This is a genomic window from Candidatus Limnocylindrales bacterium, assembly GCA_035571835.1.
In the GTDB taxonomy this organism is placed as follows: Bacteria; Desulfobacterota; Binatia; order UBA1149; family CAITLU01; genus DATNBU01.
This window is the reverse complement of the sequence record DATNBU010000027.1, coordinates 99601-126369: the sequence shown is the minus strand read 5'-3', so window position 1 is coordinate 126369 and position 26769 is coordinate 99601. Positions and strand designations below refer to the sequence as shown.

General features: G+C 63.3%; 15 protein-coding genes. 6 read left to right on the top strand and 9 right to left on the bottom strand.

Annotated features, from left to right (window positions below):
• Positions 1 to 168 precede the first annotated feature (168 nt).
• The 6 genes from VN634_11165 to VN634_11140 all read left to right on the top strand — a co-directional run bounded on the left by VN634_11165 (position 169) and on the right by VN634_11140 (position 12979).
• Positions 169 to 4977: a GMC oxidoreductase gene (locus tag VN634_11165; protein HXC51436.1), complete on the top strand. Its 4809-nt coding sequence runs from the start codon at positions 169 to 171 to the stop codon at positions 4975 to 4977.
• A gap of 2659 nt (positions 4978 to 7636) precedes the next feature.
• Positions 7637 to 8674, top strand: coding sequence for a hypothetical protein (locus VN634_11160; protein HXC51435.1), 1038 nt, complete (start codon positions 7637 to 7639; stop codon positions 8672 to 8674).
• Positions 8671 to 9537, top strand: a complete 867-nt coding sequence (locus tag VN634_11155; GenBank protein HXC51434.1) for a hypothetical protein — start codon at positions 8671 to 8673, stop codon at positions 9535 to 9537. The genes VN634_11160 and VN634_11155 overlap by 4 nt, the downstream gene beginning before the upstream one ends.
• 29 nt (positions 9538 to 9566) lie before the next feature.
• Complete coding sequence (locus tag VN634_11150; protein ID HXC51433.1) at positions 9567 to 11147, top strand: hypothetical protein; 1581 nt, start codon at positions 9567 to 9569, stop codon at positions 11145 to 11147.
• Between the two features lie 56 nt (positions 11148 to 11203).
• Positions 11204 to 12037, top strand: coding sequence for a hypothetical protein (locus VN634_11145; protein ID HXC51432.1), 834 nt, complete (start codon positions 11204 to 11206; stop codon positions 12035 to 12037).
• A gap of 105 nt (positions 12038 to 12142) precedes the next feature.
• Positions 12143 to 12979: an alpha/beta hydrolase gene (locus VN634_11140; GenBank protein HXC51431.1), complete on the top strand. Its 837-nt coding sequence runs from the start codon at positions 12143 to 12145 to the stop codon at positions 12977 to 12979.
• A 32-nt stretch (positions 12980 to 13011) separates the two neighbouring features.
• On the opposite strand, the gene VN634_11135 is transcribed toward VN634_11140, so the two are convergent.
• The 9 genes from VN634_11135 to VN634_11095 all read right to left on the bottom strand — a co-directional run bounded on the left by VN634_11135 (position 13012) and on the right by VN634_11095 (position 26769).
• Entirely contained in the window at positions 13012 to 14580 is a 1569-nt protein-coding gene (locus VN634_11135; protein ID HXC51430.1) for a long-chain-fatty-acid--CoA ligase, read from the bottom strand.
• An 89-nt stretch (positions 14581 to 14669) separates the two neighbouring features.
• Complete coding sequence (locus tag VN634_11130) at positions 14670 to 15683, bottom strand: TIGR03617 family F420-dependent LLM class oxidoreductase (protein ID HXC51429.1); 1014 nt, start codon at positions 15681 to 15683, stop codon at positions 14670 to 14672.
• Between the two features lie 54 nt (positions 15684 to 15737).
• Positions 15738 to 16343 carry a hypothetical protein gene (locus VN634_11125; GenBank protein HXC51428.1) on the bottom strand — a complete coding sequence of 202 codons (606 nt, stop codon included), beginning with the start codon at positions 16341 to 16343 and terminating at the stop codon, positions 15738 to 15740.
• A complete protein-coding gene (locus VN634_11120; protein HXC51427.1) occupies positions 16340 to 18622 on the bottom strand; it encodes a nitrite/sulfite reductase in 2283 nt (760 codons plus the stop codon). The genes VN634_11125 and VN634_11120 overlap by 4 nt, the downstream gene beginning before the upstream one ends.
• 181 nt (positions 18623 to 18803) lie before the next feature.
• Complete coding sequence (locus VN634_11115; GenBank protein ID HXC51426.1) at positions 18804 to 19628, bottom strand: SDR family oxidoreductase; 825 nt, start codon at positions 19626 to 19628, stop codon at positions 18804 to 18806.
• Positions 19629 to 19658: 30 nt separating this feature from the next.
• Positions 19659 to 21392 carry a DUF389 domain-containing protein gene (locus tag VN634_11110; GenBank protein ID HXC51425.1) on the bottom strand — a complete coding sequence of 578 codons (1734 nt, stop codon included), beginning with the start codon at positions 21390 to 21392 and terminating at the stop codon, positions 19659 to 19661.
• Positions 21393 to 21404: 12 nt separating this feature from the next.
• Positions 21405 to 22016 (bottom strand): hypothetical protein, encoded by a 612-nt coding sequence (locus VN634_11105; GenBank protein ID HXC51424.1) that lies wholly within the window; start codon positions 22014 to 22016, stop codon positions 21405 to 21407.
• Between the two features lie 10 nt (positions 22017 to 22026).
• The gene (locus VN634_11100; GenBank protein ID HXC51423.1) at positions 22027 to 23553 is read right to left on the bottom strand and encodes an efflux transporter outer membrane subunit; all 1527 of its coding nucleotides are present in this window, start codon (positions 23551 to 23553) and stop codon (positions 22027 to 22029) included.
• Between the two features lie 42 nt (positions 23554 to 23595).
• Positions 23596 to 26769: a multidrug efflux RND transporter permease subunit gene (locus VN634_11095; protein HXC51422.1), complete on the bottom strand. Its 3174-nt coding sequence runs from the start codon at positions 26767 to 26769 to the stop codon at positions 23596 to 23598.

The window sequence follows — 26769 nt, the reverse complement described above, 5'->3', positions numbered from 1 at the left end:
ATGATCGACGGACAGACGGATACCAACTCTCCGCCGACGGAGAACGAAAACGAAAGACTGCTTCGTCTTGCGGGCAGCGCGCAGGAAACCCCGTTCGACTACGTAATCGTCGGATCCGGTGCGGGCGGTGGACCACTCGCTGCTCGCCTGGTACTCGGCGGACGGAGCGTGCTTCTGATCGAGGCCGGCACCGATCCCGCGCACGAGAAGTCCACGCTCTACCCCGAAGCCAAGCCCGGCGAAGTATACAGCTGCCCCGGGTACCACGCCGCCGCGACGGAAGACCCGGCCGTGTCGTGGCAGTTCTCGGTGCGGCACTATTCCGATACGCAGCGCCAGCAGAAAGATGAGAAATACAACAAACTAAACGCTGATAAACGCTTTCTCGATCCAGAGTCGCAGGGCGCACGAGGCAAAGGGGGAATCCTCTACCCGCGCAGCGCGTCGCTGGGGGGTTGCACGTCGCATCACGCGATGATCGTCGCAGTCCCGAACGACCGCGACTGGGACTACATTGCAGATCTTACCGGCGACGAATCGTGGCGCGCGAGCAACATGCGCGGGTATTTCGCGCGCCTCGAGCGTTGCCTCTACGTTCGCGACTACAAGAAGTGGTTCCAGCGTCTGCTCGGGCCGATCTACTATCTCTGGCAATGGATCGTGCTCCTGTTCGATCCGAAGGCTGTGCTGGATGAAGGCGGCCACGGCTCCAAGGGCTGGCAGCCGACGAGCTTCATCGATCCCACGCTGATCGAAGGCATCCAGAAGACCGACCGGGATTTCGTCTCACTACTGATGAAATCCGCGCTTGCCGTCCTCCACAGCGACAACCGGCTGGTTGGCATGCTCAAGCGCTCGCTACTGGCGTTGCGCATCGTTCAGCATATCGATCCCAACGACTCCAATACGCGCAGAACCAGCCCCGAAGGTGCATTTCTGATTCCGACCGGGATTGACGCAGAAGACAGCCCGGATCGACCCGACGTTCGCGTGAAAGGTCGACGTGCAGGCGTTCGGGAATTCGTGCTGAAAACACGTGACGAGTATCCGGACCGCCTTGTGATCAAGATGCGAACGCACGTGACGCGCGTGCTGTTCGAGGAAAAGGAAACGGACTCGGAACCCAGGGCGATCGGGATAGAAGCCGCCGAGGGCGTTCATCTCTACGAAGCAAGCCCTCTCCAGGTGGCGCCGCCTTCCGCGCGAGTCCGATACTTTGCCAGGCGTGAAGTCATCCTGTGCGGAGGCGCGTTCAATACGCCGCAACTGTTGAATCTCTCCGGCATCGGAAACGTGCAGGATCTCGCCAAGGCGACAGCTCGCAACGGCGATGGAGCGCGCGGCGACGAAGAATGCGTACTCCACGGGCATGATGGTCTGCCCCTTCGCACAGAGGACGGATCCGCGCGACGCATCAACCTCCCGGGCGTCGGCTGCAATCTGCAGGACCGATACGAGGTAAGCGTCATCAGTGAGCTCGACGAAGAATTCGCGACGCTCCGTGGGGCAACCTTCACACCCGGCGACGCGAATGACCCGGTGCGAACGGAATGGATGAATACCGGTGACGGTCTCTATCGCACCAACGGTGGAACCCTCGCGATTCTGAAACGCTCGAAGGCGCTTCCTGCGGACTGGCCTGAGCCGGATCTTTTTGCGTTCGGTGCCCCGGCCGCATTTCGCGGATACTATTGGCGATGGTCGCAAGAGCTCCTGAGACGGACCCTCGGCGCACCCACGGACCAGCGCAATCTCTGGAGCTGGATCATCCTCAAAGCGTACACTCGGAACAACAGCGGAAAGGTCACGATTCGCTCATCGGATCCGTTCGCTCAACCGGAGATCTGTTTCGATTCTTTCAATGAGAAAGCCGAGCGGGACGCGGCAGAGCTCGGGGCGCTGGCGAAACCGTATCGCGATTCGGGGGAACAGCTGCCCGCCGATCTTGCGTCCAGAATCGCCGACATCGAGAGGATCCGCACCGATGGCAAGCGGGACCTCCTTGCCCTCATGGACGCCGTCGAGTTCATACGCGACGTCAACGCACGCAACCCGCAGAAGTTCGTCCGCGAGATCCAGCCGGGATCGCATCTCGCAAACAAGTCCGCTGAGCTCGAAGAGTGGATCCGCACGCAGGCGTGGGGCCATCATGCGTCTTGCACCTGCCGAATGGGATCCGACACCTGGCAGTCCGATCCGTCGCTGCTCCACGACCGTTCTGCGGTTGTCGACAGCCGTTTCCGGGTTCATGGAGTCGCTGGCCTTCGCATCGTCGATGCTTCGGTGTTCCCCAGGATACCCGGCTACTTCATTCTCACACCGATCCTGATGATCAGCGAGAAAGCCGCGGATGTGGTGCTGGAGGATTGCGGAGACGAGGTCTACGTGCCGACGTTTCGTGCGAAGGAAACGGCAGCCGTCGAGGTGCGTCGCGCAAGGGCCCACTGGCACGATGTCGAAGCCGCTTCCGATCGCGGCACGGTCGGTCTTGCCATCTCGGGCGGCGGAATTCGGAGCGCAACCTTTGGTCTCGGTCTTCTCCAGGCAATCGCGGAACGCGACCGTCTGCGGGACGTAGATTTTCTTTCCACAGTGTCGGGCGGCGGTTTCATCGGAAGTTTTCTCGGCCGGCTTTTCACGCGAGACATGGTGACCGAGTCCGAAGATCCCGTCGGAAGGGTGCAGGAGATTCTGACGAACGCGCGCTCCGGACCGCTCCTTTGGCTCCGGCGACAGGCGAACTACATCTTCGCCAACGGGTCTGTCGATCTCCGTGAGAACCTGGCCGTCTTCTGGCGCAACATCCTTAGTGTCCATGTCATCGCCGGAACGCTTTTGTTCGCGACCTTCTCGGCGCTTGCATGCCTGGCTGGCTGGCCGATCTCATATCCAGTCCAGAAATTCGGGATAGATTTATCGCCGTGGTGGTGGATGCCGGCGACTGCGCTTGTCCTGGGCGTGCTGCCCGCGACCATCGCGTACTGGCTTTCACCTAAGGCTGGATCCTATCGGCCCTATCCATACCACGCATTGATCGCATGGGTCGTCATGCTGTCGGCGGCCTTCTGGATGCTCCAATTGCCCCACGGCCGTCCCTTTGCCGGCGCCGCATTGCTGGTCGTACTGCTGGCGTGGCTCTGGCAGGACGTTGCACGATGGGGAGCAGCGCCCGACAAAGAACTTCAGGCATTGCGCAAACATTTCCGCCAAGTTTCGAGACGCAGGCCGCTTACCGATGCGGAGAAGCAGGAGCTGTGGCGCAAGGAAGCTGCGACGCGACAGCTTCTGGGGACGATCGTGCGCAACCGAATGACGCGTGCACTTGGCGAGACACTCACAATTTTCGGATGGCTTCTCGCGTTCGTAGTGCTCGACACCTTCTCGTATCTGTTCGCAAAACAGCCGGGCAATGGCGCGATTACCACTCTCATGGTCGCCTTTGCTCCGGCTCTGCCAGTCCTCCGCTACGTTGGAACCGGCGCACTTCACCAGATCTCGGCCGCTGGCGCCAAAGGATCGTCGCTGATCCGCATCGCCAAGCTGATTGCGATTCCCTTGGCGATCCTGCTGCTGTTCGTAATCGATGTTCTCGCGCATCGACTTCTGCTCGACTATCCCGGCGAAGCGCACCTGCTGATTCCTCTGAGCGCGCTTTTTGCCGTCGTGCTCGGGCGCGCGTTCGACTTTCTCAATCTCTCGTCGTTACGCGCGACATACTCCTCACGGCTGTCGCGGACGTTCCTTGGCGCATCGAACCCTGCGCGCGTCTTCAGCGCATCAAACGAAGACAACCAGGACGTACAGTCCGCACATTCGGAGGATGATCTACCTCACGACAAGTACCATCCCGAATACCACGGCGGCCCGCTTCATCTCATCAATGTCTGCGTCAACGAGACGATTGACGCCGCTTCCGAACGCGAGATCCGTGAGCGCAAGGGCATTTCGATGTGTGTCACACCGCATGGCGTCATCGTCGGTCGCCGCCACTTCGCGGAATGGTCATCCCCGGACTCACTGCCGCGCTGGCAAAAGCTTCGACGATGGCTTCAAGGGATCGATGCAGACGACGCGTCAGGGCACCGACGCACCGCCCTCAAGGCGATCTGCACGGCGAGTGATCCAAATGCCTTCCATGTCCTGAAATCGAAGAGCAGCGAAAGCGCCGAGGTCGAACCGCTCTCTCTCGCCACCTGGACTTCAATTTCGGGAGCGGCGTTCACCACCGGCACAGGTCGTGGAACTACACTTCCGCTCGCGCTCTTCATGGGCCTGACGAACATTCGCCTTGGCTACTGGTGGGACTCGGGGATTCTCCGGTCCGAGCGACCTGGCCGCTATCCATTGCCGCTCTGGCGAAAACTGAAGCGGCTGCCTGCACAGGTGTTCGGAATGCAAAGCATGCTGTTTGCCGAGTGGTGGGGCCTCTTCCGCGGACCTGGAGAATGGTTCTGGTATCTGAGCGACGGGGGTCATTTCGAGGTAACGGGACTCTACGAGCTGCTCCGGCGGCGCGTTCCATTCGTAATCCTGAGCGATGGCGGAGAGGATCCGGACTACACGTTCGGCGATCTGGCGCAGCTCACCCAGCAGGTGCGCCTCGACTTTGGCGCGGACATCGAGTGGTGCAAGTCGGAACCTGGAAGACTTCCGTATGATCTTCCGGACTGGATCCAGAATTGGATCAGGGACCCGTCCGCCATCGGCCCGATCACCGGCATACAACGCTCAGGATCCTATCCCGCCGCATTCGCGCGTGTCCGCTATGCGAAGGGAAGCGATGTCTGCTGGATCCTCATGATCAAACCGAGCCTCGGGCACGGGTTGTCGCAGGACATCAGCAACCACGCGGCTTCAAGCGAAGCGTTCCCCCAGGACTCGACGTTCGATCAGGTCTTCGACGACAAACAATGGGAGAGCTACCGCGCGCTCGGTCAGCAGATCGGTCTGCGGGTGTTGCAAAGGAGAGCACGATGACTCGGTCACGAATCTGCTGGGGCTTCCTGTCCGCGATCCTGTCTCTGGTGCTGCCCCACGCACCGAGCAGCGCGTCCGATCATGCGGATCCGATGAGTGCAAATGTCTTCGCGGTCCAGCCGGACCCGGAGGCCAACATCACCGACCTGCACGCGTTCGTGGTCGATGGCGACGGCAAGCTGTTTACCGGCGGCGACGCCTTCGCGGCGGGCAACCGGCTGGTCATCAGTCTTTGCGTGCGCCGCGCGCTGCGCCCCGGCCAGGAGAAGAGCCTGGATCTGAAGAAATTCACGTTTCGCGTGCACCTCGATCTGGCGCCGCAGGTACGTTTCGTCGATCCGCACGTCATTGACGGAAAAGAAAAAGATGCGCTCGCGAAAGCGCAGACAGACCTCTCGATGCAAAGCCTGTACGGAGGAATCATCACCCATCCCGAAGATATCGTCGAGACGGCGGTGCTCGAGTTCGAGCTCAACCTCGCGAACGCGGACAAGGAACCGTACATAGAACTGGCGGACAAGACGGCGTGGGGACTGCGCGGACCGACCAGCTTCGAGGTTCTGGCAAAGGACCAGAAGCCGTCATCTCCGTCATCGATCCGCATCACGACCGGGCTATTCGACGACCCGTTCATTTTTCCGCGATTCTTCCGGCGCAACGTCGTCGGAGTCGTCACGAGCATTCCCATGTCGAATCTGATGCCGACGCCGCCCGGCGACGGTCCGGCGCCGATTCTTCTCTGGGCCACGACCCACGACGGAAACAGGCAGATCGATCACGTCGGCCGCTCTCTTCGTACGCAGCTTCCGCGTTTCGGCCATCTCAACGACAAGCCTCCGTCGGAGCACGTTCGAGCGATCACCCGCGTCCATGCCGAACCGACGATCATGGAAGCATTTCTGGGAAGCGCCGTTGCGCCGCTCTTCGCCCATCGTCACTACGACTCTGTCCCGGACGTGATGATCTACGATCTACGCAAACCGGCTCGCTTCCCGAACGGCCGGTGGCTCGAGGACGATGTGTCCAAGACGCTCGCCGATGCCGGAGAGACGCTGCTTCTGGAGCTGTCGTACGCAGAATCACGCGAATTCCCGAGAGCTACGACCAACGACAAACCGTTTCGCGGCAACTTTCCGTATCTCGCCGATCCGTGGACAGCCGACGAGGTCAAGGCAGCCGAGCCCGCCGGCAGTGTCCTGACTGCGGCGAATGGCTCCGCGCTGCAATCGCCGTTCCGCGTCCCCCGCGCGGCAGACGGAGCTGCAGTCTCGCCGCCGAATCTGGACAATTCGGTGTGGCGCAAATTGTTCTGGCTCGAGGTTGTCGCCATCGCGCTGCTGACCCTCGCACTCCTCTTTGCAGTCCCGTCGAACCGGCTTCGGGGTGCAATCGTAGTTGTTACAGCCATCAGCCTCGTTTTTCTCTGGGATGTCTACAAGGAAAACCAGGCGACGGATCTCATGCAGCCGAATGCGAAGATCCATCGACTCGTGTTCGGGCTGGGTCTGATCGTCACATATGCAATCGGACTGGTTTTCGCTCTCGGCCATCGTTGGGGCACGAGATCCGCGGTGCCGCAGCAGGCTTTCCCACGTGATCGCCAAGGCCCGATCTCGAATGACTTCAAGGAATCGAGTTACAAAGAGATCCATACTGCGCTGTTCGTTCCCGCAGTGAGCCGCCCCTACTACGACGTCTGGAACGGCGCGAAAGGGACGCACCTGCCCATCTACAAGACCACTTTCGCAAGCGTCACCGCCGGCCTGCTGAGCCTGAGCGGGAAAGAATTCGCCATGCTGCGTGCGGCGCGCCGTACCGTGAGGACTCACGGCGATCTGCGCTGGGGAGCCGACCGCAACGGCTTCCGTCGGCTGGTTCATCCGATGGGTGTGTGTCTGGCGGGAACGTGGAAGATCGAAGAAAACTCGCCATACAAGGATTACACCGGGTATTTTCAGCCTGGTGCGGAAGGCCGTGTCATCGCCCGTTACTCACTCGGCGGCAATCAGACCGAAGGCGGACACAATCGCTCGCTCGGCCTTGCAGGGAAACTGTTTCCGCTCTCGGACGCGGTGGATGGTTCCACACGACGGGCGCATTTCATTACGCAGGAAGACCTTGGTGGAGCATTCACGAACTCCGTTACGGAGGCCATTCTCACCAACGCCCCGCCCGTGACGTTGCACAAACGCGGAAGTGGCCTGTTCGCGTTCATTCCAGTGATCGCTGCGCTCATGACAGCGGACAAGGAACCGGCCGAGCGGCAGTTGTACGAAGTCGCCGAACTCGGAAAGCCAGAGGGTGAGCCTACGGTGTGTCCGCGATTCATGCGATTGCAGCTCGTCGCACCTTCCAAGGATTATGGAGACGAAGGGGTTGATTTTCGGAATGAAATCCTGGGCATGATGTACGACGCCGGCAACCGGGAGAAACAGCGTGATCTCGAATTTACCATAGAAGTATCCGAGTCCGGAAAACGCACTTTGTTTCAGAAGGTCACAGGCCAGGAGTGGACCGTTATCGGCAAGCTGGTCTTCCATGAAGCCGCGGCGTCGTACAATGGCGATTTCGTGATCCACTTCCACCATCCGGTCTGGCGCCGGGACCGGAACGACCCCGACAGTATCGCGCGGCGCGATCTTCGGGACGTGTCCCAATCGTGATGGGAAACGCGCCGGTTGGCGAGATCCCGCCGATCGCGGGGCCTCGACGTTATCGTGCGACGCTTCTGCTGTTCGCCGTCGTCGCAGCGGCCGTGGTTTTCTGGTTCCAACGCCACATCGAGCCGTTCGTCAACGAAACGCTGATCATCGGCGGCACGATGAGCCTCTGGGGTCTGTGGAAGCTTGGCTGGTCCATGTACGAAGACGCAAGCGGCGAGAAGCGCGCGGGTCTTACGCGAAGGCTCCTTGGTCATCGTGACTCGCTGCGAGCATTGACGTTTGCGGCATTCGTTGTGCTGGCGCTGCATGTTTGCACGTCTTCGATCACTCTCCGATATGGAGGCGCGCGCTCCGGCGACGGAGAGTCGTTCACTGTCCGTGTCATGAGCGGAGACGAGATATTTCTAGGCCCATTCGATGTTACGCCCGACAAGAACGTCGCCTATCCGATGTTCTTCCGTTTCGGCAACGAACCGCTGCGTTACGAAATCGCCTCTCCGAGCGGCTTCCGGCCCATCGATGCCAAGCTCGCACCGTGGGGCGCACACAAATACAAAGTCCCCGGCGACTTCCAGCGCAAAAATCTTCACTATCTGTACCTCGTGCCCGGGAAGCTCTGGTATACGAGGCTTCCGAAGCAGGGCGAATCCGTTGGCGACCGCTATTATCTCACGGTGCGGTCCAACGGGACCGAAGCACAGTATAAAGACGTATACAGGGGAATCATGGTCACAGGGGTGACCTCTCCCGACCTGCCGGGAGACACGGCCATCGCCCGCAATTTTCTGCTGCGGCAGGAAGTCAGCGATTACTTCTCCGACGCCAACGCTGTTGCATCACTCATGGATGCGCCGCCGATGGGAGTCGCCTCGCCCGAGCTCAAAGCAGGCGACGTCGTCGAAGTGGAGATCGGTGTACTGGACGAATCTTCCACGGGTCACACGATGGAGACCAGATGCAGCATAAAGATCCCGAATGCCGTCGCGGATCGGCACACTTTCATGGTCGGCCCTGGAGAGAAAAAATGTGCATGACCAGGCGAGGAGCAGTTTGCTTCGTCCTCGCACTCATCGCGTCGGCGTCCACCGCGGCGGCGGCGCCAGGACAGATCCGCGTGAATTTCACGATCGCGTCATCCGAATTCCAACGCGGCCTGGGCACCGCCCGGCAACGGGTGGAGGAAGATCTTGCCGGCAGGCTTGCCGTGCAGTTGCAGGCGCCGTTTCCTCTTCTCGATTGGTTGACGGCGCCATCGACTCCGGAATCGGGCTCGCTTAGCGCCATCCTGGTCGAGGAAGGGACGCCAATTCCCGAGATCAAGATCCAGTGGAGCGCACGCATCGGAAATACTCTCGTCTCGACTCCCCATCTCGATACCATCGGCGTCTACGGAGCCAGTGCGCTCGACAGACCATACCACAATCCCGAACAACTCATCCGGGATGTAAACGCGAAGCTTTCGGCCTGGATTCAGACGGATGCGGGTCAAGCCAAGCTGCATCAGGATTTCGTTACCCAGGTCTCATTCGCAGACAAGGTCGAATTCGACAGCACAACGAGAGCAATCGTCATCCCGTTGGAATGGAAGCGAGCCATGCTTGGCGACGATACGGAGTTTCAACTCGAGTTCGCAACGGCAACTCCCCCAGCGGGATTCCGGATCAAACTCGACGGGGTCTCTGAGCGGCGGGGCCCGCCGATGCCAGGCAATACACAATGCAAACCGTCCGACTGCTTCGAGGATGGAACATCCGTTTCGAGCGATGTCGTCTGGAACAAGTGCGTCGGCATTCTGCTCGCTGCCAACCCGCCACCCCTCTCTGTGCGAGTCAAAAAATACATATTCGATGCCCATGCCGGACTGGCATCGCGCGATGGAACGGCGGTGACACCATGAGTGCGGGAATTCGTAGAATCGCATCGCGAATGCTCGTCGTTCTCGCCGTCTGCCTGGCGCCGGATCTTGCGCTCCTGCCGACGGCATCGGCGGATCAGTCCAAAATGACGATTGCAATCGAAGAGGCTCGTACAGCGCTTGTCCGAGGCGACTGGCAGGCCGCCAAACAGGCGTTGGATGGGATTGCGCCAGGATCCGAGGACGACGAGAAGCTGAAGAGCCAGCTTCTCTTCTATTCGGCGTTGATGGAACAGAAGCGCTCCGAAGACGGTTCGCTCGACGAAGCGACGCGCAGCGCCGCACGACTCGCAGCCATTCGTTCGTATGAAACCTTCCTCGCAGCAAACCCGACTTCCGGGGGCGTTCTCAACAACCTCGCGCAACTTTACCAGACAGATCCTTCGTCGCGCGCCAAAGCGAAAGAGTTGCTGGATCGAGCCGTGAAGCTTCGAGATGGGCGTACCGACGTCTACGAGATCAATCGCGCAAAGCTCCTCGCGGATCAGGGCCGGCCATCAGAAGCGCTACAGGTGAGCCGAGCAATCGCGCTGAAGGATCAGAGCAACGAGGCCGCGCACGTGGTCACTGTGGATCTATTGCGTAATCAGACCGGAACCGGCGAGCTCGTCCAGTATGTTCGCGACCTGAACAATGCCGGCTTCGTCCAGCGCGCGCAGGAAACAGCGCTTGCGGAAATCGAGTCGCGCCGTAGTGGACGTGAGCCCGTCCTGGTCGCGCTGGTGGAATCACTCGCCAATCCAGTTGTCGGAGATTCGGCAGCTGACTTCGCCAAGGGGTCCATTGCGCAGAGGCTCGAGAAACAGAAAGAAGAAGCGGATATCGGCGCAGGGGTACGGGAGCTTCTCGGTCTTTATGCCAAACCGCAGGACCCGAAGTCGTTCCTCTGGTGGAGACGCGATTTCGACGAACATGAAGTGTCCCGACCCGGTACGCGTGCGGCGGCACTTCTCGATCTGTCCCGCGCTCTGGGGGATCGCTGCAACGCCGCCGGCTCCGACATGTACGATTGCGCCGAGGCCTACTATCGGTTCGCAATCGATTTCACCGGCGCAACCGCAGATCCACGAGCATTCCTGTCGCTGGCGACGATCCTTGCCAACACCGGTCGTAGCGACGAGCTCCGCAGGATCAGCGAGCAGTACGAGAAAGCGCTTTTCAACGGAAAGGCGACTGCGTACGATCGAAGATACATACCCGAGATCTATCAGTTCCACGTGGCGCTCGGCGTCATGTACGGCTATCTCGGCAAGTGGTCGGACCCGCAGTTCCCACCCGCCGGCGCGGTCTGGCAACTGAAACACGCCGAGGAAAAGGCTTCCGAGTACAACAGAACAGCACCGGCTTCTCAGAAGCTCGAGTTGCCGCCACAGGCCATCTCGCTGCTGTCCGAAGGCTATCTTAAGACGGGGGCCGCCGACGATAGCGTCAAGATTCGCGTCGAAGCTGCCGAGAAATACATCGCGAAGGGCGACAAGAATCGTGCGCGTGAAGTTCTGGATGCAGGCTGGCGTACGTCACTTCCCGCCCAGACCAGCCCGGCAATGATGAATCGCGTTCACAAGGCTGCCACTGCCGCAGGCGCCCCGTAAGAACCGGTCGCCTCGACAGGATGTAAGAACGCCTCGACAACCGCAGGAGACGCCGAATGGCATCCATACAAGGCACTCTCGCAGAAATGTCCGATTTCATCCTCCGGTATGCGGTCACACTGGCCGCTCTCGGCGCGCTTACGATGGCCGTCCAGGAGGCCGTGAAAAAGGTCCTCGGCCTTCTGAGTAAATTTCATCGTAAAGCGTTGCAGGCCTGGCTCGAGGTCGACGGCGGCAGCACGAAGAAACACTACCAGGTCTCCGCCATCCGGCCGGATCGCGCGGAAGCGGCGATTCCGCCGCGCGGGCGGCAGCCCGCCTTCGGGAGCAATGCATACGAAGAGCTTCTGCATCTTACCACTGGGCTCGCACTCGACGAGACGCGGCGGACATCACCACTGGGATCGACCCGCCATGTTGCCAATGCGCTCTTCGAGCTCGAGCTGGCCCAGATGATGAGCCAGATCCAGGATGCGGCCGATGCGGCGTTGAGCAACCCGGAGCGCTATCCTGCGCTCTACGCCTTTCTCACGCGCGGCTGCGCAATCGATGATGCCGAGCGGTGGGCAAGTGCGATGAGCAGCACGAAAGTCGCCGCGGACGGCACTGACCCGAAAGAGCTTGGCGACCTTTACGGAAGAATTCGATTGCTCGTCAAGCGTCAGCTCGACAGCTTTCAGACCGTGACGACGTATCGATGGCGCGAATGGAATCAGATGAGCGCGGTGCTGCTCGGGGCTGCGCTGATGTTCATCGCACAGCTTCGAATGGCGGGCGGCCAGCCTTCGTACGACTGGGTCGGGATGGTGCTGGTCTCCGTGCTCGGCGGAATGCTCGCGCCTGTTGCAAAGGATCTGGTCGATGCATTGGGCAGCATGAAGACGAAGTGATCGGGAATGTCTCGCTACATACCGCCGCCGCTCGGTTCCGGTTATAGTCCCCGGCTGGTCCTGCAGCTGAGGAAGGATCCGGAGGGCGGCGATCCCCTTGCTGCAGTGGTTTCGATCCCCGCGGTCGTCATCAATCGGCACGAGCTGCTGGTTCTCGTGCATGGCTTCAACAATCATCAGCGCGAAGCCCAGGAAGCCTATCAGGCCTTTCGGACGCGGGCCCGGAGAAGAGTCGGCGCAGCCGGGTCGACCGCGTTTTCCGATCGCCTGGCCGATGTGTTCTGGCCGGGCGATGCGAAATGGCCCGGCATAACCGATCGCGCGGACTTCCTCGTCTATCCGCACGCCGTAACAACCGCCAAGGACGTAGCGCCGACGCTGGCGCAATACCTCAGCTCAAAACCCGGCCTGCTCATCGTCCATTTCGTGTCCCATTCCCTGGGAGGACGTGTGGTGCTGGAAACAATCGAGCATCTGCGCAACCGCCGCGGCCCGAGAATCGGCAAAGTGTGCCTGATGGCCGCCGCCGTGCCGACATTCATGATGTGCCCCGGTGGCCGACTCTACGACGCAGCTTCGGAGGCTGCGTTTCTGCGTGTTCTGTATTCCGAGTCGGACGCAGTCCTGTCACTGACGTTCGGCCCGGGCCAGACGATCGCAAACGGGGACGAAGGGTTTTTCCCACAGGCCGTTGGCTTGCGCGGAGACATCCCGATCCAGCCCGGTAAAATGGAGCGAGAACGAATTGCCGGAGCCGGCCACGGTGACTACTGGGGCGGCAGTGCCAATCCTGCAAGTGAGAGCAGCGGCAACGCCGTTGCGGATTTCTTCGGCTTCGATGCGGTAGCGTTGCGCGGTCTTTCTTCGCGACCGCTTCCGCCAAAGACGGTCGTAGCATCTCGTCCAGCCCCGCCGCTACGGTCCATCGGTGATCACCCATAGCCGTATAACAATCTGTCGAGACCTCGCCTCCCTCAATTCACCCGCCGTCCCCGCCCCGCCCAGTACGGCTCGCGCAGCTCCCTGCGAAGAATCTTCCCTGAAGGATTGCGCGGCAGCGACGCAACGAAATCGATCGACTTCGGACACTTGTACGACGCAATCCGCGTCTTGCACGCAGCAATGATCTGTTCAGCAGTCGCGGCGACGCCCGGCTTCAGCACGACGCACGCCTTCACGGCCTCTCCCCACTTCTCATCCGGAACACCGATGACCGCAGCGTCGGCCACCTGCGGACATCCCATCAGTGCATTCTCGACTTCGGCCGGATAGATGTTCTCGCCTCCCGACACGATCATGTCCTTGACGCGATCGTGGATGTAGAGGTAGCCCTCTTCGTCGAAGAACCCGGCGTCACCGGTCAGGAACCAGCCGTCCTTGATCGCAGCGGCCGTCGCTTCGGGTTTTCCCCAGTATCCCTTCATGACGGTCGGCGACTTGATCGCGATCTCACCGACCTCGCCTTGCGGAGCACTCTCGCCATTCGCTCCGAGAATGCGGATCTCGAAACCGGGATACGCTTTGCCGCACGAGCGGAGCTTTCCGCGCGACGGGTCATGGCTGTCCGGATCGAGCGCGGTGCCGGCGCCGACAGTCTCGGTCAGGCCGTACAGCTGCGAGAACGAGCATCCGAACAGCCGCGTGGCGCGAAGCAGCACCTCCTCGGAGATCGGTGACGCTCCATAGAACACGCGCCGCAGCGACGAAAAATCGCACGCGTCGGCTCCGGGCACGTCGAGCAGGAACTGGATCACGGCCGGCACGAGGAACATGTTGTTGATGCGATAACGCGCCACGTAGTCGAGAACCTTCGCCGGCTCGACCTGTTTCATGATCACCGCGCACGCGCCCTGCCCCGTCGCGACCAGTCCCGCATTCACGCCGGCGACGTGGAAATCCGGCATCGCGACGAGGTTGACCTCGCCCGGATCGTTGTCGGCCCAGCCGGACTTCTGCGCCAGCTCGAAAAACGCGATGTAGTTGCGATTGGTGAGCTGGACGCCTTTCGGATGGCCGGTGGTGCCGCTCGTGTACAGCTGAAGCACGTCGTCATCGAGATCGATCGCGAGCATCGGATCGGCCGGCGACTGCGAATCGCGCCACGCTTCAAAATCCGGCCACGAGGAATGCCCGCCGTCGATCGCGATGATCTGCCGGACGGCCGTGAGCTCGCCGCGAATCTTCTCGATCACGGGCACGAACTCGGCGCCGACGAACAGGATCTCCGCCTGCGCATCACCGAGCACGTAGACGATCTCGGGCGCAGCCAGGCGCCAGTTGACGCCAACCGGAACGACGTTCGCCTTGAAGCAACCGTAGACCGTCTCGAAGAAGCGGTCCGAGTTCATTCCGATGTATCCGATACGCACCTGCGGCCGCACGCCGAGCGCAATCAGCCCGTTCGCGATCCGGCTTGCATGCAGGTTGAGCTCGGCGAACGTCGTCGTGCGCTCCTCGAAGATCTGCGCTGTTTCGTCAGGCCGGAGGCGAGCCTGCTGGCGGGTCAGATCGGCAAGGACCTTGAGATCGGAAAAATCGAACATCGAACGACTCCTTGATGTTTTCTCGGCGACCGATGGGAAGACTCCACGCGGTTGTAGCCGCCCGCCCGTCGTCGGTCCACGAGCGCAGGCTAGATGCCGTGAAAACCCGCGACCAGCCTGCCCGCCGTCTCGGGACGCAGCAGCATCGGCGTCGCAATCGCCACGCGTCCGGCAATCTTCGCGTACCGCAGACGAAGCTCACGTCCGGCGGCTTCGGGCTGACCGACGATCGCATAGCGCTCGACCATTGCGTCCGTCACGAGCCGAGCCATCTCGCTCCAGCGTCCCTGCCGCGTAAGACCTCGCAGCTCACTTTGAAGCTCGCCCTCGCCGTCGGCTTCGAGCACCGGCCGGTATGCCTGCGTCGAAGCATAGAATGCGATCTGCGCGCGTACGGCTTCGCGTGAAGCAGCCAGCTCGCCTTCGTCCGAGCCGGTGACGACGAGAACCTGCGCGACGACATGAAAATCTTCGGCGAGCGCACTGCTTCGTCGTGCGCGTCCGGCGGCGATGGCCGGAAGCGCAAACGTCTCCAGATAGCGAAGCGAATGAAACGGATGCGTCACCCAGCCATCCGCAACCTCGCCGGCCGCCTCGAGCATCTGCCGGCCGACAGCGGCCAGCACGATCGGCGGCGCGCCGTGCGAACACGGTGCGGGCCTCAGCAGCGGCGGCATCAGCGTATGCCGGTAGAACTCACCGTCGAACTGGAGCGGCGCATCGTCGTTCCAGCATGAGAAGATCGCGCGCAGTGCGGCGACGAACTCCTTCATGCGGTCGACCGGGCGCGACCACGGCATCGAAAACCGGCGCTCGACGTGCGCGCGAACCTGTGAGCCGAGGCCGAGCGTAAAGCGCCCGCTGCTGAACGATTGCAGGTCGTGCGCGACCTGGGCGACGGTCATCGGGCTTCGCGCCAGTGCGATGGCGACGCCGGTCGCGATATCGAGACGGGTGTGCTCGGCGGCCAACGCGAGCGCAGTAAACGGATCGTGCGGCCCGTCGAACGTAAAGACGCCATCAAAGCTCGCCGCCGCGTGCGAGCGCGCGAGCGGCGCTGCACCGGCAAACGACGAGTCGAGCAGCGGCGCGTCGATCTTCACGAGTTCGTTGAGTCGTGCGAAATGCCGCTCGCTCGCGGGCGGCTTTTCACGAGATCACGCCTGCAGCCTTGCGAGCAGCGCTCCTGCGTCGGCGGCGTCGCCGCCGATGCGCGCGGTCAACCTCTGGCCTGCTTCACCGGCAGACCGCTCGACCGTCGCGCCGTCGCCGTAGAGTGTCCGTGCGACGTCGCGAAGCACCGGTTCGACGGCGGCCCAGCCTTCGTCGCTGTTCGGCCCGCGCAGCCGGTCGTTGGCGACGACCTCGATCTCGTTTACGCGAAACCTGGATCCCGGCAGCGACGCTTCTGTTGAAAGAGCGTCGACCGCCTGCAGGCCGACGCGAACCGTATCCTTCAGCGACCGGGCGCCCGCAGCGCCGCGAACCTTCCGCTGCACGGTCAGTCCCGGCTGCCCGCCGAAGCGGTCCGCGAAGATGTTGTATTCATGACTGACCAGCAGCACGCCGGGACCATCGTTGACATGGGCGTAGTCGGCGACATCGATCAGCACGAGCGGGAGACGATGCTTCTGGATCCACTGATGGAAGACCGGGATGTGCGCCTCGGGATCGAAGCGATCCGGCTCGCGTGCGGCGAACTTGACGACCCACCGGTCGATGGCGGCTGAGCCGTCCGCTGCGTTCTCCGTGGCCTGGCTCATGCTCCGATGCTCCCGAGAGCCCCGCCGGCAGACTTCGCTTCGAGCATGCGCGCGTAGCACGCGTGACAGGCTTCGATGAAGAGCTGAGCCTCTTCGACGCGGCGGTGCGCCTCGTCGAGATCGCGCACGTGCATGCCGCTTTCCGCAGCCGCCAGCAGATACCCGGATTCCTGACGGCCGACGAAACGATCGAAGAACCGCTCGTTGTCGAGGAAACGCTGGCGGAACAGCGGCAGCACGATGTCCGGATCGGCCTTCACGTCGGGTGCTTCGGTCTTGAGCAGTCCCTGCGCAGCCCGGATCATCGCGGTGAACGCAAGCTCGGAGGCGCGGTCTGCGGCGCTGGCATCATCGAGCAGCACCGACGCATCGAACGCGAGGCTCTCGGCTTCCACCAGGCTGAACTCGGTCAGGCTGACGACCTCGCCGGCGCACTCGCCGACGCCGATGTCGCCAATCGTGTACTCGCGCACGTCGTGCCAGTCCACGTAGTAGTCGGGACGCGCATCGTGCGCCGGCACCGGGGTCAAGGGATTCAGCAGGTCCTTGATGGCCTTCTTGCCGGCGCGACCGACCCAGTCACGGAACTTCTCGCCGTTGTGGCGACCTTCGATGTAGCTCGTCATCAGCACGTCGACGGTGTCCGGAATGCGTTTGCTCGGCACCGCGCCGAGCGCGAGACCGTAGCTGCCGCCGTTGTTCTGCCATTCTCCGCCGAGGATCACCTGGAAGTGCGGCACGCGATACGGCCCGATGTTGCGCGAGCTTCCATAGAAGCCGATGTCGGCCACGTGGTGCTGCCCGCAGCTGTTCGGGCATCCGGAAACCTTGATGCGAAGATCGCGCAGATCCGCATCGTACTGCAGCTCTCTCGCGTAAAGGCGCGTGCGCAGCTCGGCGGCCAGTCCGCGTGAGCTTGCGACACCGAGCTTGCACGTGTCGGTGCCGGGGCACGTCACGACGTCGACCACCGAAGCCGCGCCGGGCAGGTTCAGGCCGATTCGCGCGAGCTCGTTGTAGACCGCCACCAGATCCGCGTCGTGCACCCAGCGCAGGATCAGGTTCTGCTCGACCGTGGTGCGAAGCGCATCGCGAGTGAAGCGGCGGGTGATCGCGGCCAGCGTGCGTCCCTGGTCCGACGTGATGTCGCCGAGCGGCAGCGTGATCGAGACGGCCGTGAACCCCGGCTGACGCTGCGGGTACACATTGGTACGCCGCCATTCGTCGAATCCGGCTGCGGGCTTCGCCGTGCCGTCGGTCACGGGCGCCGGCAGGTGCTCGAGCATCTCCTCGTGCGCGGTCGCCAGCCATTCCGTCCAGCGCGGATCGCTTTCGAGCACGCGACGTTCCTCATCGACGAGACGGCGGAACTCGTCGATGCCGAGCTTTGCAACGAGGAACTTGATGCGCGCCTTGTTGCGGTTGCGCTTCTCGCCAAGGCGCGCGTACACGCGCGAGACGGCCTGGCTGAGCGGGAGCATCTCGGCTTCCGGAAGAAATTCGTAGAGCTCCTTGGCGATGTGCGGCACCGGCCCGAGGCCGCCGCCGACCACCACGCGGAAGCCGCGCTCTTCGCGGCCGTTCTCTTTGCGGACGCGCGCGACGAATCCGAGATCGTGGATCGTCACCAGACCGCAGGCGTGCTGCTCACAGCCGCTGTAGGCGATCTTGAACTTGCGGCCGAAGTCCTGCACGTCGCGATGCCCGAGCAGGAAGAACGCTTCGGCGCGCGCGTACGGCGAGATGTCGAACGCTTCGTCGCGGCAGATGCCGGCGAGCGGGCAGCCGGTGACGTTGCGCACGCTGTTGCCGCAAGCCTCGCGCGTCGTCACACCGACCGCGGCAAGGCGCCGCTGCAGGTCCGCGCTGTCTTCGATGTGAACATAATGAAGCTGGATGTCCTGCCTGGTGGTCACGTGCAGGATCGCGTCGCTGTATTCCTCGGCGCACTCGGCGATCGCCTCGAGCTGGTCGGCGGTCATGCGGCCGAAGGGAATCTTGATGCGCTGCATCCCCGGGGCATCCCATTCGGTATCGGGCCCCTTGGTCAGGCCCTTCTGCGGGAAGCCGAGATCCTGCGTCACAACGCCATCGTGACGGCGACCGTTGTCGTAGCGCTGTCCGTAGGCGCCGCGCCGCAGGCGCACCTCGGCGAACACGCGTTCCTCGATCTTGCGCTGCTTGCGCAGCTCCATCTGGTTTTCGAACGCGTCGATCTCGTCGCGCCATTGGGCGGGGATCCTGTCCTGGAGCTTCTCGCGCCAGCTCGTCTCTTTCATCGCCTCTTCTCCTGTGCAGGCCGTCGACCGTACCGGATCACGAATGACTTCGGGCCCGCTCGACGACGCTGTGTCCTCTCATTCTGCATTCGTGCCGGTGCGAAGTCGCCTGCGGAAACGTCCCGTGCACCCCTACTGGGTGTGATTCCTCGATGTTGCCAGCGGCGAGTCCAGCGCCTTGCTACGCGGTCCACTCCTCACTCTGCGTCCACAGCGAAGCGGCCAGGTCGACGGTGGCGTACTGGCTCGCCGGTTTTTCCTTGCAGCCATCGTAGTAGCGGCCGGACTCGCGGCCGAGCTCCGGCGCCGTGGCACAGTACACGGATGTCTGCGCCCCCTGCTCGGTGGATTTCATGAAAAGCTTCATGATCTGCCGAAACGGCGTCGGCACGCTGCGCCAGACGTCGGACGCAATCACACCGGGATGCAACGCGTAGGTCGAGATCCCGTCGTGACGCAGCCGGCGCGCGAGCTCCTGGGTGAACAGCACGTTGGCAAGCTTGCTGACCGCATATTCGGCGAGCCCGGTGACCGACGCCGTGGGCCGGCGCAGCACCGAGAAATCGATTCCCTTCGCATCGTAGTGCGCCTGGCTCGATACCGTGACGATGCGGCCGGGCGCGCTCTCGCGCATGCGATCGAGCAGCATCGTGGTCAGCACGAAGTGGCCGAGGTGATTGACACCGAACGTCTTCTCGAAACCGTCGGCCGTCACACCGCGTTGCCCGGCAATGCCGGCATTGTTGATCAGGATGTGCAGCGGCTGCCTTCGCGAGAGGAATTCCTCCGCCGCGGCGCGCACCGACGCGAGGCTGTCGAGATCGAGCGCGAGAAACTCCACATCTTCATTTCCGGTCGTGCGACGGATCTCTTCGATGACCGGCTGGGTCTTTTCCCGGGAGCGGCATGCGAGGATCACGCGTGCACCGCCGGCCGCGAGCGCTGCGGCCGTGCTGCGGCCGATTCCGGTGTTGGCACCTGTGATCAGAATCGTACGTTGTTCCATCGCTCGAGACCCCATCACGACGAGAAGCTGCTACGGGACCGGCGGCTCGTCACCACGCGCGGCAGCGTAAAGGTTGCCTGCTGCCGAGTAGCCGCCGGCGGTCACGATCAGGTCCGAACGCATGCGCGCCGAAATGTCCACCGGCGCTCGCGCCGCCGCACCGGCCGCCTTCTCCACTTTTGCGAGATCCGCCGGCGCCAGCGCTCGGGGCGCGACGACTTCCGTACGCACGTGCCAGCCGGATTCGTCGCGGATCGCATCGACGGCCGTCACGAACACGTCCGGAAGAGCCTGCAGCGATGACGCGATCGTGTCTTCCACCAGTTTCTGCGCGGCCTTGTGTTCCGGGTTCTCGTCGCCGAAATGCGCAGCGCCGAACAGGATGCGGCCCTTCGATGTCATGTCGTTGGATTCCATCGTGCGCACGATCACGCGCACGTTCGCATCGGCCAGGCGTTTCCTCAGGCCTTCTTCGAAGCGCCATACCGACTCCGACGACGGCTGGCGCGCGTTCAGGATCGAAAAGATCAGCACCGGGCCGCTCGGCAGCTCGTAGTATTCGACGTCGTTCAGGACGAGGTCCGGCCGCGTCTCGGCGATCTCCCTGGCGAACTGCTCAGCCTGGACGAGAAGTCGGGTTTCTTCTGAAGCAGGTGCGGTCGAGATGTCGTCTCTGAGGCCCAGGTAGGGACGCACTTCGGTCGAGCCCGTGGCCGCGACGTCCTTGGTGACGCTGCAGCGCACGAACAGCTGAACCGGCTCGCCGAGACGCTCGGCAAGCTTGGCCTGCATGCTGCGGACGCGTTCGGGAAGCAGGATGCGGGGCGTGTTGACGGTCGAGAGCACGTCGACGCGATCCGCATGGCGCGTGGATTCGATATGGATCAGCGCCGTGCCCGGCTCGCGCGCGAGCTCGGCATCGAGCACGCGGCTGATCATGGCGTTGGTTCGAAGGTCGCGCACCATGCCGGTGAGCGTCCCGGTCAGCACCACCGTGACGACGACAAGACCAATCACCGCGGCAGAGAAACGCCGCGCGAGAGTACCCAGCGATCCGAATTCCTCGCGCCGCACGAAGCCCGCGATCAGGAAAAGCACACCGGCCACCGCGAGGATCGCGAGCACGTTCGCGAAGAACAGCAGGAAAGCTCCCCAGGCGTTGTCGTACGAGCCGTACGCAAGGCACAGGCCGATTGCGGCGATCGGCGGATTGAGCGCGGTCGCGATCGCGACTCCCGGCAGCGCCGGACTGATGCGCTCATCGATCATCGCGAGCACGCCGGCAGAGCCGGCAAGCACGGCAACGAGGAGATCGATCAGCGTCGGGTGCGTCTGCGACAGCAGGAGCCGCGACGGCTCGAACGTGAACGGCATCAGCCCAAGCGCGAAGCACAGCGCGATGCCGAGCGCTGCTCCGCCGAACTCGGCCAGAAGGGCGCTTCGCAGCAGCGGCATGTCGCCGCGCAGCAATCCGAGCGACACGCCGAAGATCGGGGTCATCAGCGGCGCGACGACGTTGGCGCCGATCAACGTCGCATCACTGTCGATGATGAGCGCGAATCCGGCGATCAGCTCGGAGAGGCCGAGCAGCACGTAGTAGATGCTCGTCGACTGCGATCCTTCGTGAATCTCCGCGAGAACCTCGGCGCGCCGCTCGGGCGAAACCCTGGAGATGCCGCCAACGGCTCGGGCCCAACGCTGCGGCCATGACTCCAGGCGCGGAGATGGTGCGGCAGCGCCCTCGTCTGCAGGAGTTTGCGCCATTCGCGTCGCGGCTCAGTACGGATCGAAGACCGACGCACCGCCGACCCTGGGCTTGGACGGCGGGTTGCGCGGCGCTGGCTTCGGTTCGTGAGCCGGCGCAGCGTCCGGCGCGGAAGTCTGCGGCTCGACCGCTGCGTCGATCGCGGCGTCGGCACCTGCAGCACTGGCACTGGCAGCCTCGGCATTTGCAGCCTCGGCGGTGGCTGCGTCGCCACTTGCAGTCGCAGCACCGGCGGTTTCGGCAGTAGTCGATCCGGTCGACGGCGCTGCCGGAGCGACGGCGCTCGCGCTCCCGGCGGGCTTTGCGCTCAGCGCAATTCGCGTGCGGCTGAGCTTCGAGTTGACGACCCAGCCTTGGAGACTGCCGGCCTTGACGCGCGCGAAGCCGTTGTCGACTTTGCTGCGGCTCACTTTCTGGTTGAGCGCGAGGCGTCCAACGGTGCGCGCCGAGCCGGCGGGCTTGTCGAGCACAGGCAAGCCGTCGACGGCGGCGTAAACAGCCGACGACGCGGCCGACGAGGATCTGCCGCTCGAGAAAAGATCTCCGATACCGTTGGAGCCCGAACATCCGCCGGCAACGAGTGTCACCACCAGCATGCCCGCCATCGTGCGCATCGCCTTCATGAAAGTCCGCTCAATTGCCGGCGCGTGGGTGTCCTGTCCAATGGCACGCTTTCTTCGGCTCAGAATCCGCTGTTGCAACCGACTCCGGCTCCACAGGCCAGCCGCCGCCGAGCGCCTTGTAGAGCTGGATCAGCGAATTCAGCTGCGCGCCGATGGTATCGACCTCGTCGAGCTCGGCGGAAAACAGCGAGCGCTGCGCATCGAGAACTTCGAGGTAGTCGGCAACGCCGCCTTCGTAGCGAGCCGTGGCGAGCTGGACTACGCGCCGTTCGGCAGTGACGCGCTTGTGCTCGCTTCCGCGTGCAGCGCTGGTGTGCTCCCATGCGTTCAGGCTGTCTTCGACCTCGCGAAAGGCCTGCAGCACCGATCTCTCATACGCATAGAGCGTCTGTCGCATCTGCGATTCGGCGATCTGTACGCGTCGAATGTTCTTGCCGGCATTGAAGATCGGCTGCACGAGCCCGGCCGCGACAGACCATGCCTGCGACGAGCCCATGAACAGCGCATCGAACTCGGTGCTTGCCGTTCCATAGCCCGCGGTCAGCGCGATGCGCGGGAACAGCAGCGCCTTGGCGGCACCGATGTCGGCCGTTGTCGCATGAAGCTGCTCTTCGGCGGCACGCAGGTCGGGGCGGCGGTCCAGCAGATCCGAAGGCAGCCCCGCCGGTACTGCGAAGGCCACGGGGAGATCCGGCAGCGCCGAGCCCCGAACGATCGGGCCGGGGTTGCGCCCGATCAGCACCGACAGCGCATTCTCGGTTGCCCTCACGAGCTGCTCGAGCTGGAAGACGGTCACTTCCACGCGGCGATATTCGGCTTCGGCCTGCTGCGGATCCTTCTCGGACGTCAGTCCCCCGCTGAAGCGCGCGCGCGTCAGGTCGAGCGACCGGGCGCGCGACGCGAGCGTACGCCTTGCGATCTCCAGCCGAAGGTCGGCGCTGCGCAGGTCGACGTAAGTGGACGCAACGGACGCAACCAGCGAAATCGCAACCGCACGGCGTCCTTCCTCGGTGGCCAGCAGCAGCGCGCGCTCGGCTTCGGTCGACCTGCGGATGCGTCCGAAAAGATCGATCTCCCACAGCACATCGAGCGAAAGCCCGTACAGCATGGCGTCGTTGGGCGCCGGCGACGGGTTGTTCGGAAACCCCTCGCGGCTCTGTGCGAAGCGGCTGACATTGGTGTTGAGGTCGATCTTCGGAAACAGATCGGCGCGCACGAAGCCAAGCCGCGCACGCGCCTCGACGATGCGCTCGACGGCGATCAGCAGGTCCTGGTTCTCTGCGAGCGCGATTCGAATCACGTCCTGCAGCTCAGGGTCACGGAACAGCTCCCACCACGGCGTGTTCGCAAGGCTTGCGGGCACCGCCGCCGCGTCCTGTCCTGGCTCCGGCGCCTGGTCCCTCCATCCGACCGGCACGTCGAGCTGCGGCCGCTTGTAGTTGGGGCCGAGCATGCAACCGCCGATCAGCGGCAGCACGGCGAGCGAAAGGGCCGCGACGATCGTCCGAAGTGTGTTCGTCCTTGTGAAGCTGCGCATCGTGTTCGCCGTGCTCGTATTGTCTTCCGCCGGGCGCATCGCTCAATGACCTCCCGCCGGCGCCGGCGCCGCGGCCGGCGTCGCAGCGGCGGTTGCAGTGACCTCGGCCTTTTTCCCCTTGCGCGCAATGAGCACGAAGAACGCGGGCGTCAGCAGCACGCCGACGAAGGTTGCGACCGACATGCCGGCCACGACGGCAGTTCCCATGACCTGCCGGGATGCCGCTCCCGATCCGCTCGCGATCGCGAGCGGCACGCAGCCCATGATGAACGCGAACGCGGTCATCAGGATGGGCCGTAGTCGCAGCCGCGCGGCCTCGGTGGCGGAAGTCACGGCGTCCTCGTCCGAGCTCTCGAAGCGGGCCTTGGCGAACTCCACAATGAGGATCGAGTTCTTCGCGGCCAGTCCGATCAGCGTGACGAGGCCGATCTGCACGTAGACGTTATTGTCGAGGCCGCGCAGCCACACGCCGAGCATGGCGCCGAGCACGACGCCCGGCGTGCCGAGCAGCACCGCGAACGGCAGCGACCAGCTCTCGTACATCGCCGCCAGGAGCAGGAACACGAAGACGACGGCCATGATGAACGTCGGCGTCGACGACGGCGCGACCTTCTCCTGGTACGACATGTTCGTGTACGCGTAGCCCATCTCGGACGGGAGCACCTCGCCGGCGACTTCCTCGAGCGCGGCGAGTGCCTGGCCGGAGGAGTAGCCGGCGGCCGGAACGCCGCTCAGCTCGACCGAGCGGAACAGGTTGAAGCGGTTGGTGATCTCGGTGCCCGAAACCGGCGTGATCGTGAGCAGCGTGGATAGCGGGATCATCTCGTTGGTCGAGCGGCTGCGTACGTAGAACGAACCGATGTCGGATGCTTTCTGGCGGAACTCGGATTCGGCCTGAACGTACACGCGGTAGAGACGGCCGAAGCGGTTGAAGTCGTTGACGTAGGCGCCGCCGAGAATCGCCTGCAGCGTCGAGAACACGTCGTCGACGCGCACGCCGAGCTTGCGGGCTTTCTCGCGGTCGAGCTCGACGCCGATCTGCGGCACGTTCGGATCGAACGACGTGAACAGGTTGGCGAGCTCGGGCCGCTTGCGCGCGGCTTCGAGGTACTGGCGCGTGTAGTCGCCGAGCTGGGCGACCGACAGCGTGCCGCTGCGATCCTGCAGCAGGATGTTGAAGCCGCCGGCCGCACCGAAGCCGGAGATGGTCGGCGGCGCGAACGGAAACGCGACCGCCTCCGGGATCTGCGCGAGGTCACGCTGGAGCTTCTTCGAGATGCCCTTCAGGTGAAGCTCGGGCGTATGCCTCTCTTCCCACGGATCGAGGCGGCAGAAGAAGCTCGCGTAGTTCGAGTTGAACGAATTGGTCAGGATGCCGAGTCCGCCGATTGCGTTGCAGCTGTCGATCCCTTCGGTGCCCGCAAGGATCGTTTCGATCTGCGAGACGACCTTGTCGGTGCGCTCGAGCGAAGACGCATTCGGCAGCTGCACGTTGATCAGGAAAATGCCCTGGTCTTCGTCGGGCACGAAGCCGGCGGGAAGCGACTTGCCGAGCATCCCCGAGCCGACCGCAACGGCCGCAATCGCAACCAGTGCGAGGACCGCGCGCCGCGTGAAGATGCTGGCCATCGAGACGTAGCTCTTCGTCGTGCGGTCGAATCCGCGGTTGAAGCCGCCGAAGAAGCGGCCGAGCAGGCCGCCGCTGCCGCCGGGCGCAGCCGGCTTCAGCAGCATCGAGCACAGCGCCGGCGCCAGCGACAATGCGCTGAACGCCGACAGCAGAACCGAGATCGCGATCGTCAGCGCGAACTGCCGGTAGAGGCGCCCGGTCAGGCCGCCGACAAAAGCCACCGGCACGAAGACAGCCGCGAGCACCAGCGCGATGCCGATGACGGCGCCCGATACCTCGTCCATCGCCTTGACGGTGGCATCCTTCGGCGACATGCCGTGCTCGATGTGGTGCATGACCGCTTCGACGACGACGATGGCGTCGTCGACGACGATGCCGATGGCGAGCACGAGGCCGAACATCGACAGCGTGTTGACGGTAAACCCGAGCATCGGAAAAAAGATGAACGTGCCGACCAGCGAGACGGGCACGGTCAGCAGCGGAATCAGCGTGGCGCGCCAGCTCTGCAGGAAGATGAAAACGACGAGGATCACGAGCACGACGGCTTCGAACAGCGTGTGCAGAATTCCTTCGATCGACGCGACGACGGCCGGCGTCGTGTCGTACGTGATCTTGTACGCGACGTCCTCCGGGAAGCTCTTCGAAAGCTCCTCGATCTGCGCGTAGATGCCCTCGGCAGCCTGGAGCTGGTTGGCGCCGGGCAGCAGGTAGACCGCGAGCACGCCGGCCGGCTTTCCGTCGAGCCGCGCGAACGACTTGTAGTTCTCGCCGCCGAGATCGACGCGTCCGACATCCTTGATCCGGACCTGCGCGCCGGTGTCGGTGGTGCGCACCAGGATGTTCTCGAACTCTTGCGGCGTCGACAGCTTGCCGGGTGCGCGCACCGTGTACGTGTATTCCTGGCCCGGCGGCGACGGTGCCGCACCGATCTGGCCGGCAGGAGCCTGGATGTTCTGTTCCTTGATCGCCGCGATCACGTCCGACGGCGTCAGGCCGAGCTTGGCCAGCTTGTCGGGCCGCAGCCAGACGCGCATGCCGTATTCGGCGCCGCCGTAGAGGTCGACCTGCGCAACGCCGGGCACGCGCAGGATCGCGTCGCGCACGTTGATCGTCGCGTAGTTGTTGAGGAACAGCGAGTCGAACGTGCCTTTCGGCGAGTACAGCGAAAGCACCAGCAGGATGCTCGGATTGAGCTTCTTGACCGTGACGCCCTGCTGGTTGACCTCCTGCGGCAGGCGCGACGTGGCCTGCGACACGCGGTTCTGCGTGAGCACGTTGGCGGTATCCAGGTTCATGCCGACCTGGAAGCTCACGTCGAGCAGCATGCGGCCGTCGCTCGTGTTGAGCGACTTCATGTAGATCATGTTGTCGACGCCGTTGAGCTGCTGTTCGATCGGTGTGGCCACCGACTGCTCGACGGTCTCGGCCGATGCGCCCTGGTACGTCGTCTCGACGCGTACGCTTGGCGGGGCCAGCGCCGGGTACTGCTCGATCGGCAGTCCGGACAGCGCGCTCAGCCCGACGAGGACGGTCAGGATCGCGATGACGATCGCGACGATGGGTCGCCGGATGAAAAAGTGGCCCAT

Bases quoted from the DNA above. Each gene is read 5' to 3' on its own strand.
- VN634_11155 (HXC51434.1), top strand. From the start codon at position 8,671: ATGACCAGGCGAGGAGCAGTTTGCTTCGTCCTCGCACTCATCGCGTCG.
- VN634_11150 (HXC51433.1), top strand. From the start codon at position 9,567: ATGCTCGTCGTTCTCGCCGTCTGCCTGGCGCCGGATCTTGCGCTCCTG.
- VN634_11145 (HXC51432.1), top strand. From the start codon at position 11,204: ATGGCATCCATACAAGGCACTCTCGCAGAAATGTCCGATTTCATCCTC.
- VN634_11135 (HXC51430.1), bottom strand. From the start codon at position 14,580: ATGTTCGATTTTTCCGATCTCAAGGTCCTTGCCGATCTGACCCGCCAG.
- VN634_11125 (HXC51428.1), bottom strand. From the start codon at position 16,343: ATGAGCCAGGCCACGGAGAACGCAGCGGACGGCTCAGCCGCCATCGAC.
- VN634_11120 (HXC51427.1), bottom strand. From the start codon at position 18,622: ATGAAAGAGACGAGCTGGCGCGAGAAGCTCCAGGACAGGATCCCCGCC.
- VN634_11115 (HXC51426.1), bottom strand. From the start codon at position 19,628: ATGGAACAACGTACGATTCTGATCACAGGTGCCAACACCGGAATCGGC.
- VN634_11110 (HXC51425.1), bottom strand. From the start codon at position 21,392: ATGGCGCAAACTCCTGCAGACGAGGGCGCTGCCGCACCATCTCCGCGC.
- VN634_11105 (HXC51424.1), bottom strand. From the start codon at position 22,016: ATGAAGGCGATGCGCACGATGGCGGGCATGCTGGTGGTGACACTCGTT.
- VN634_11100 (HXC51423.1), bottom strand. From the start codon at position 23,553: ATGCGCAGCTTCACAAGGACGAACACACTTCGGACGATCGTCGCGGCC.
- VN634_11095 (HXC51422.1), bottom strand. From the start codon at position 26,769: ATGGGCCACTTTTTCATCCGGCGACCCATCGTCGCGATCGTCATCGCG.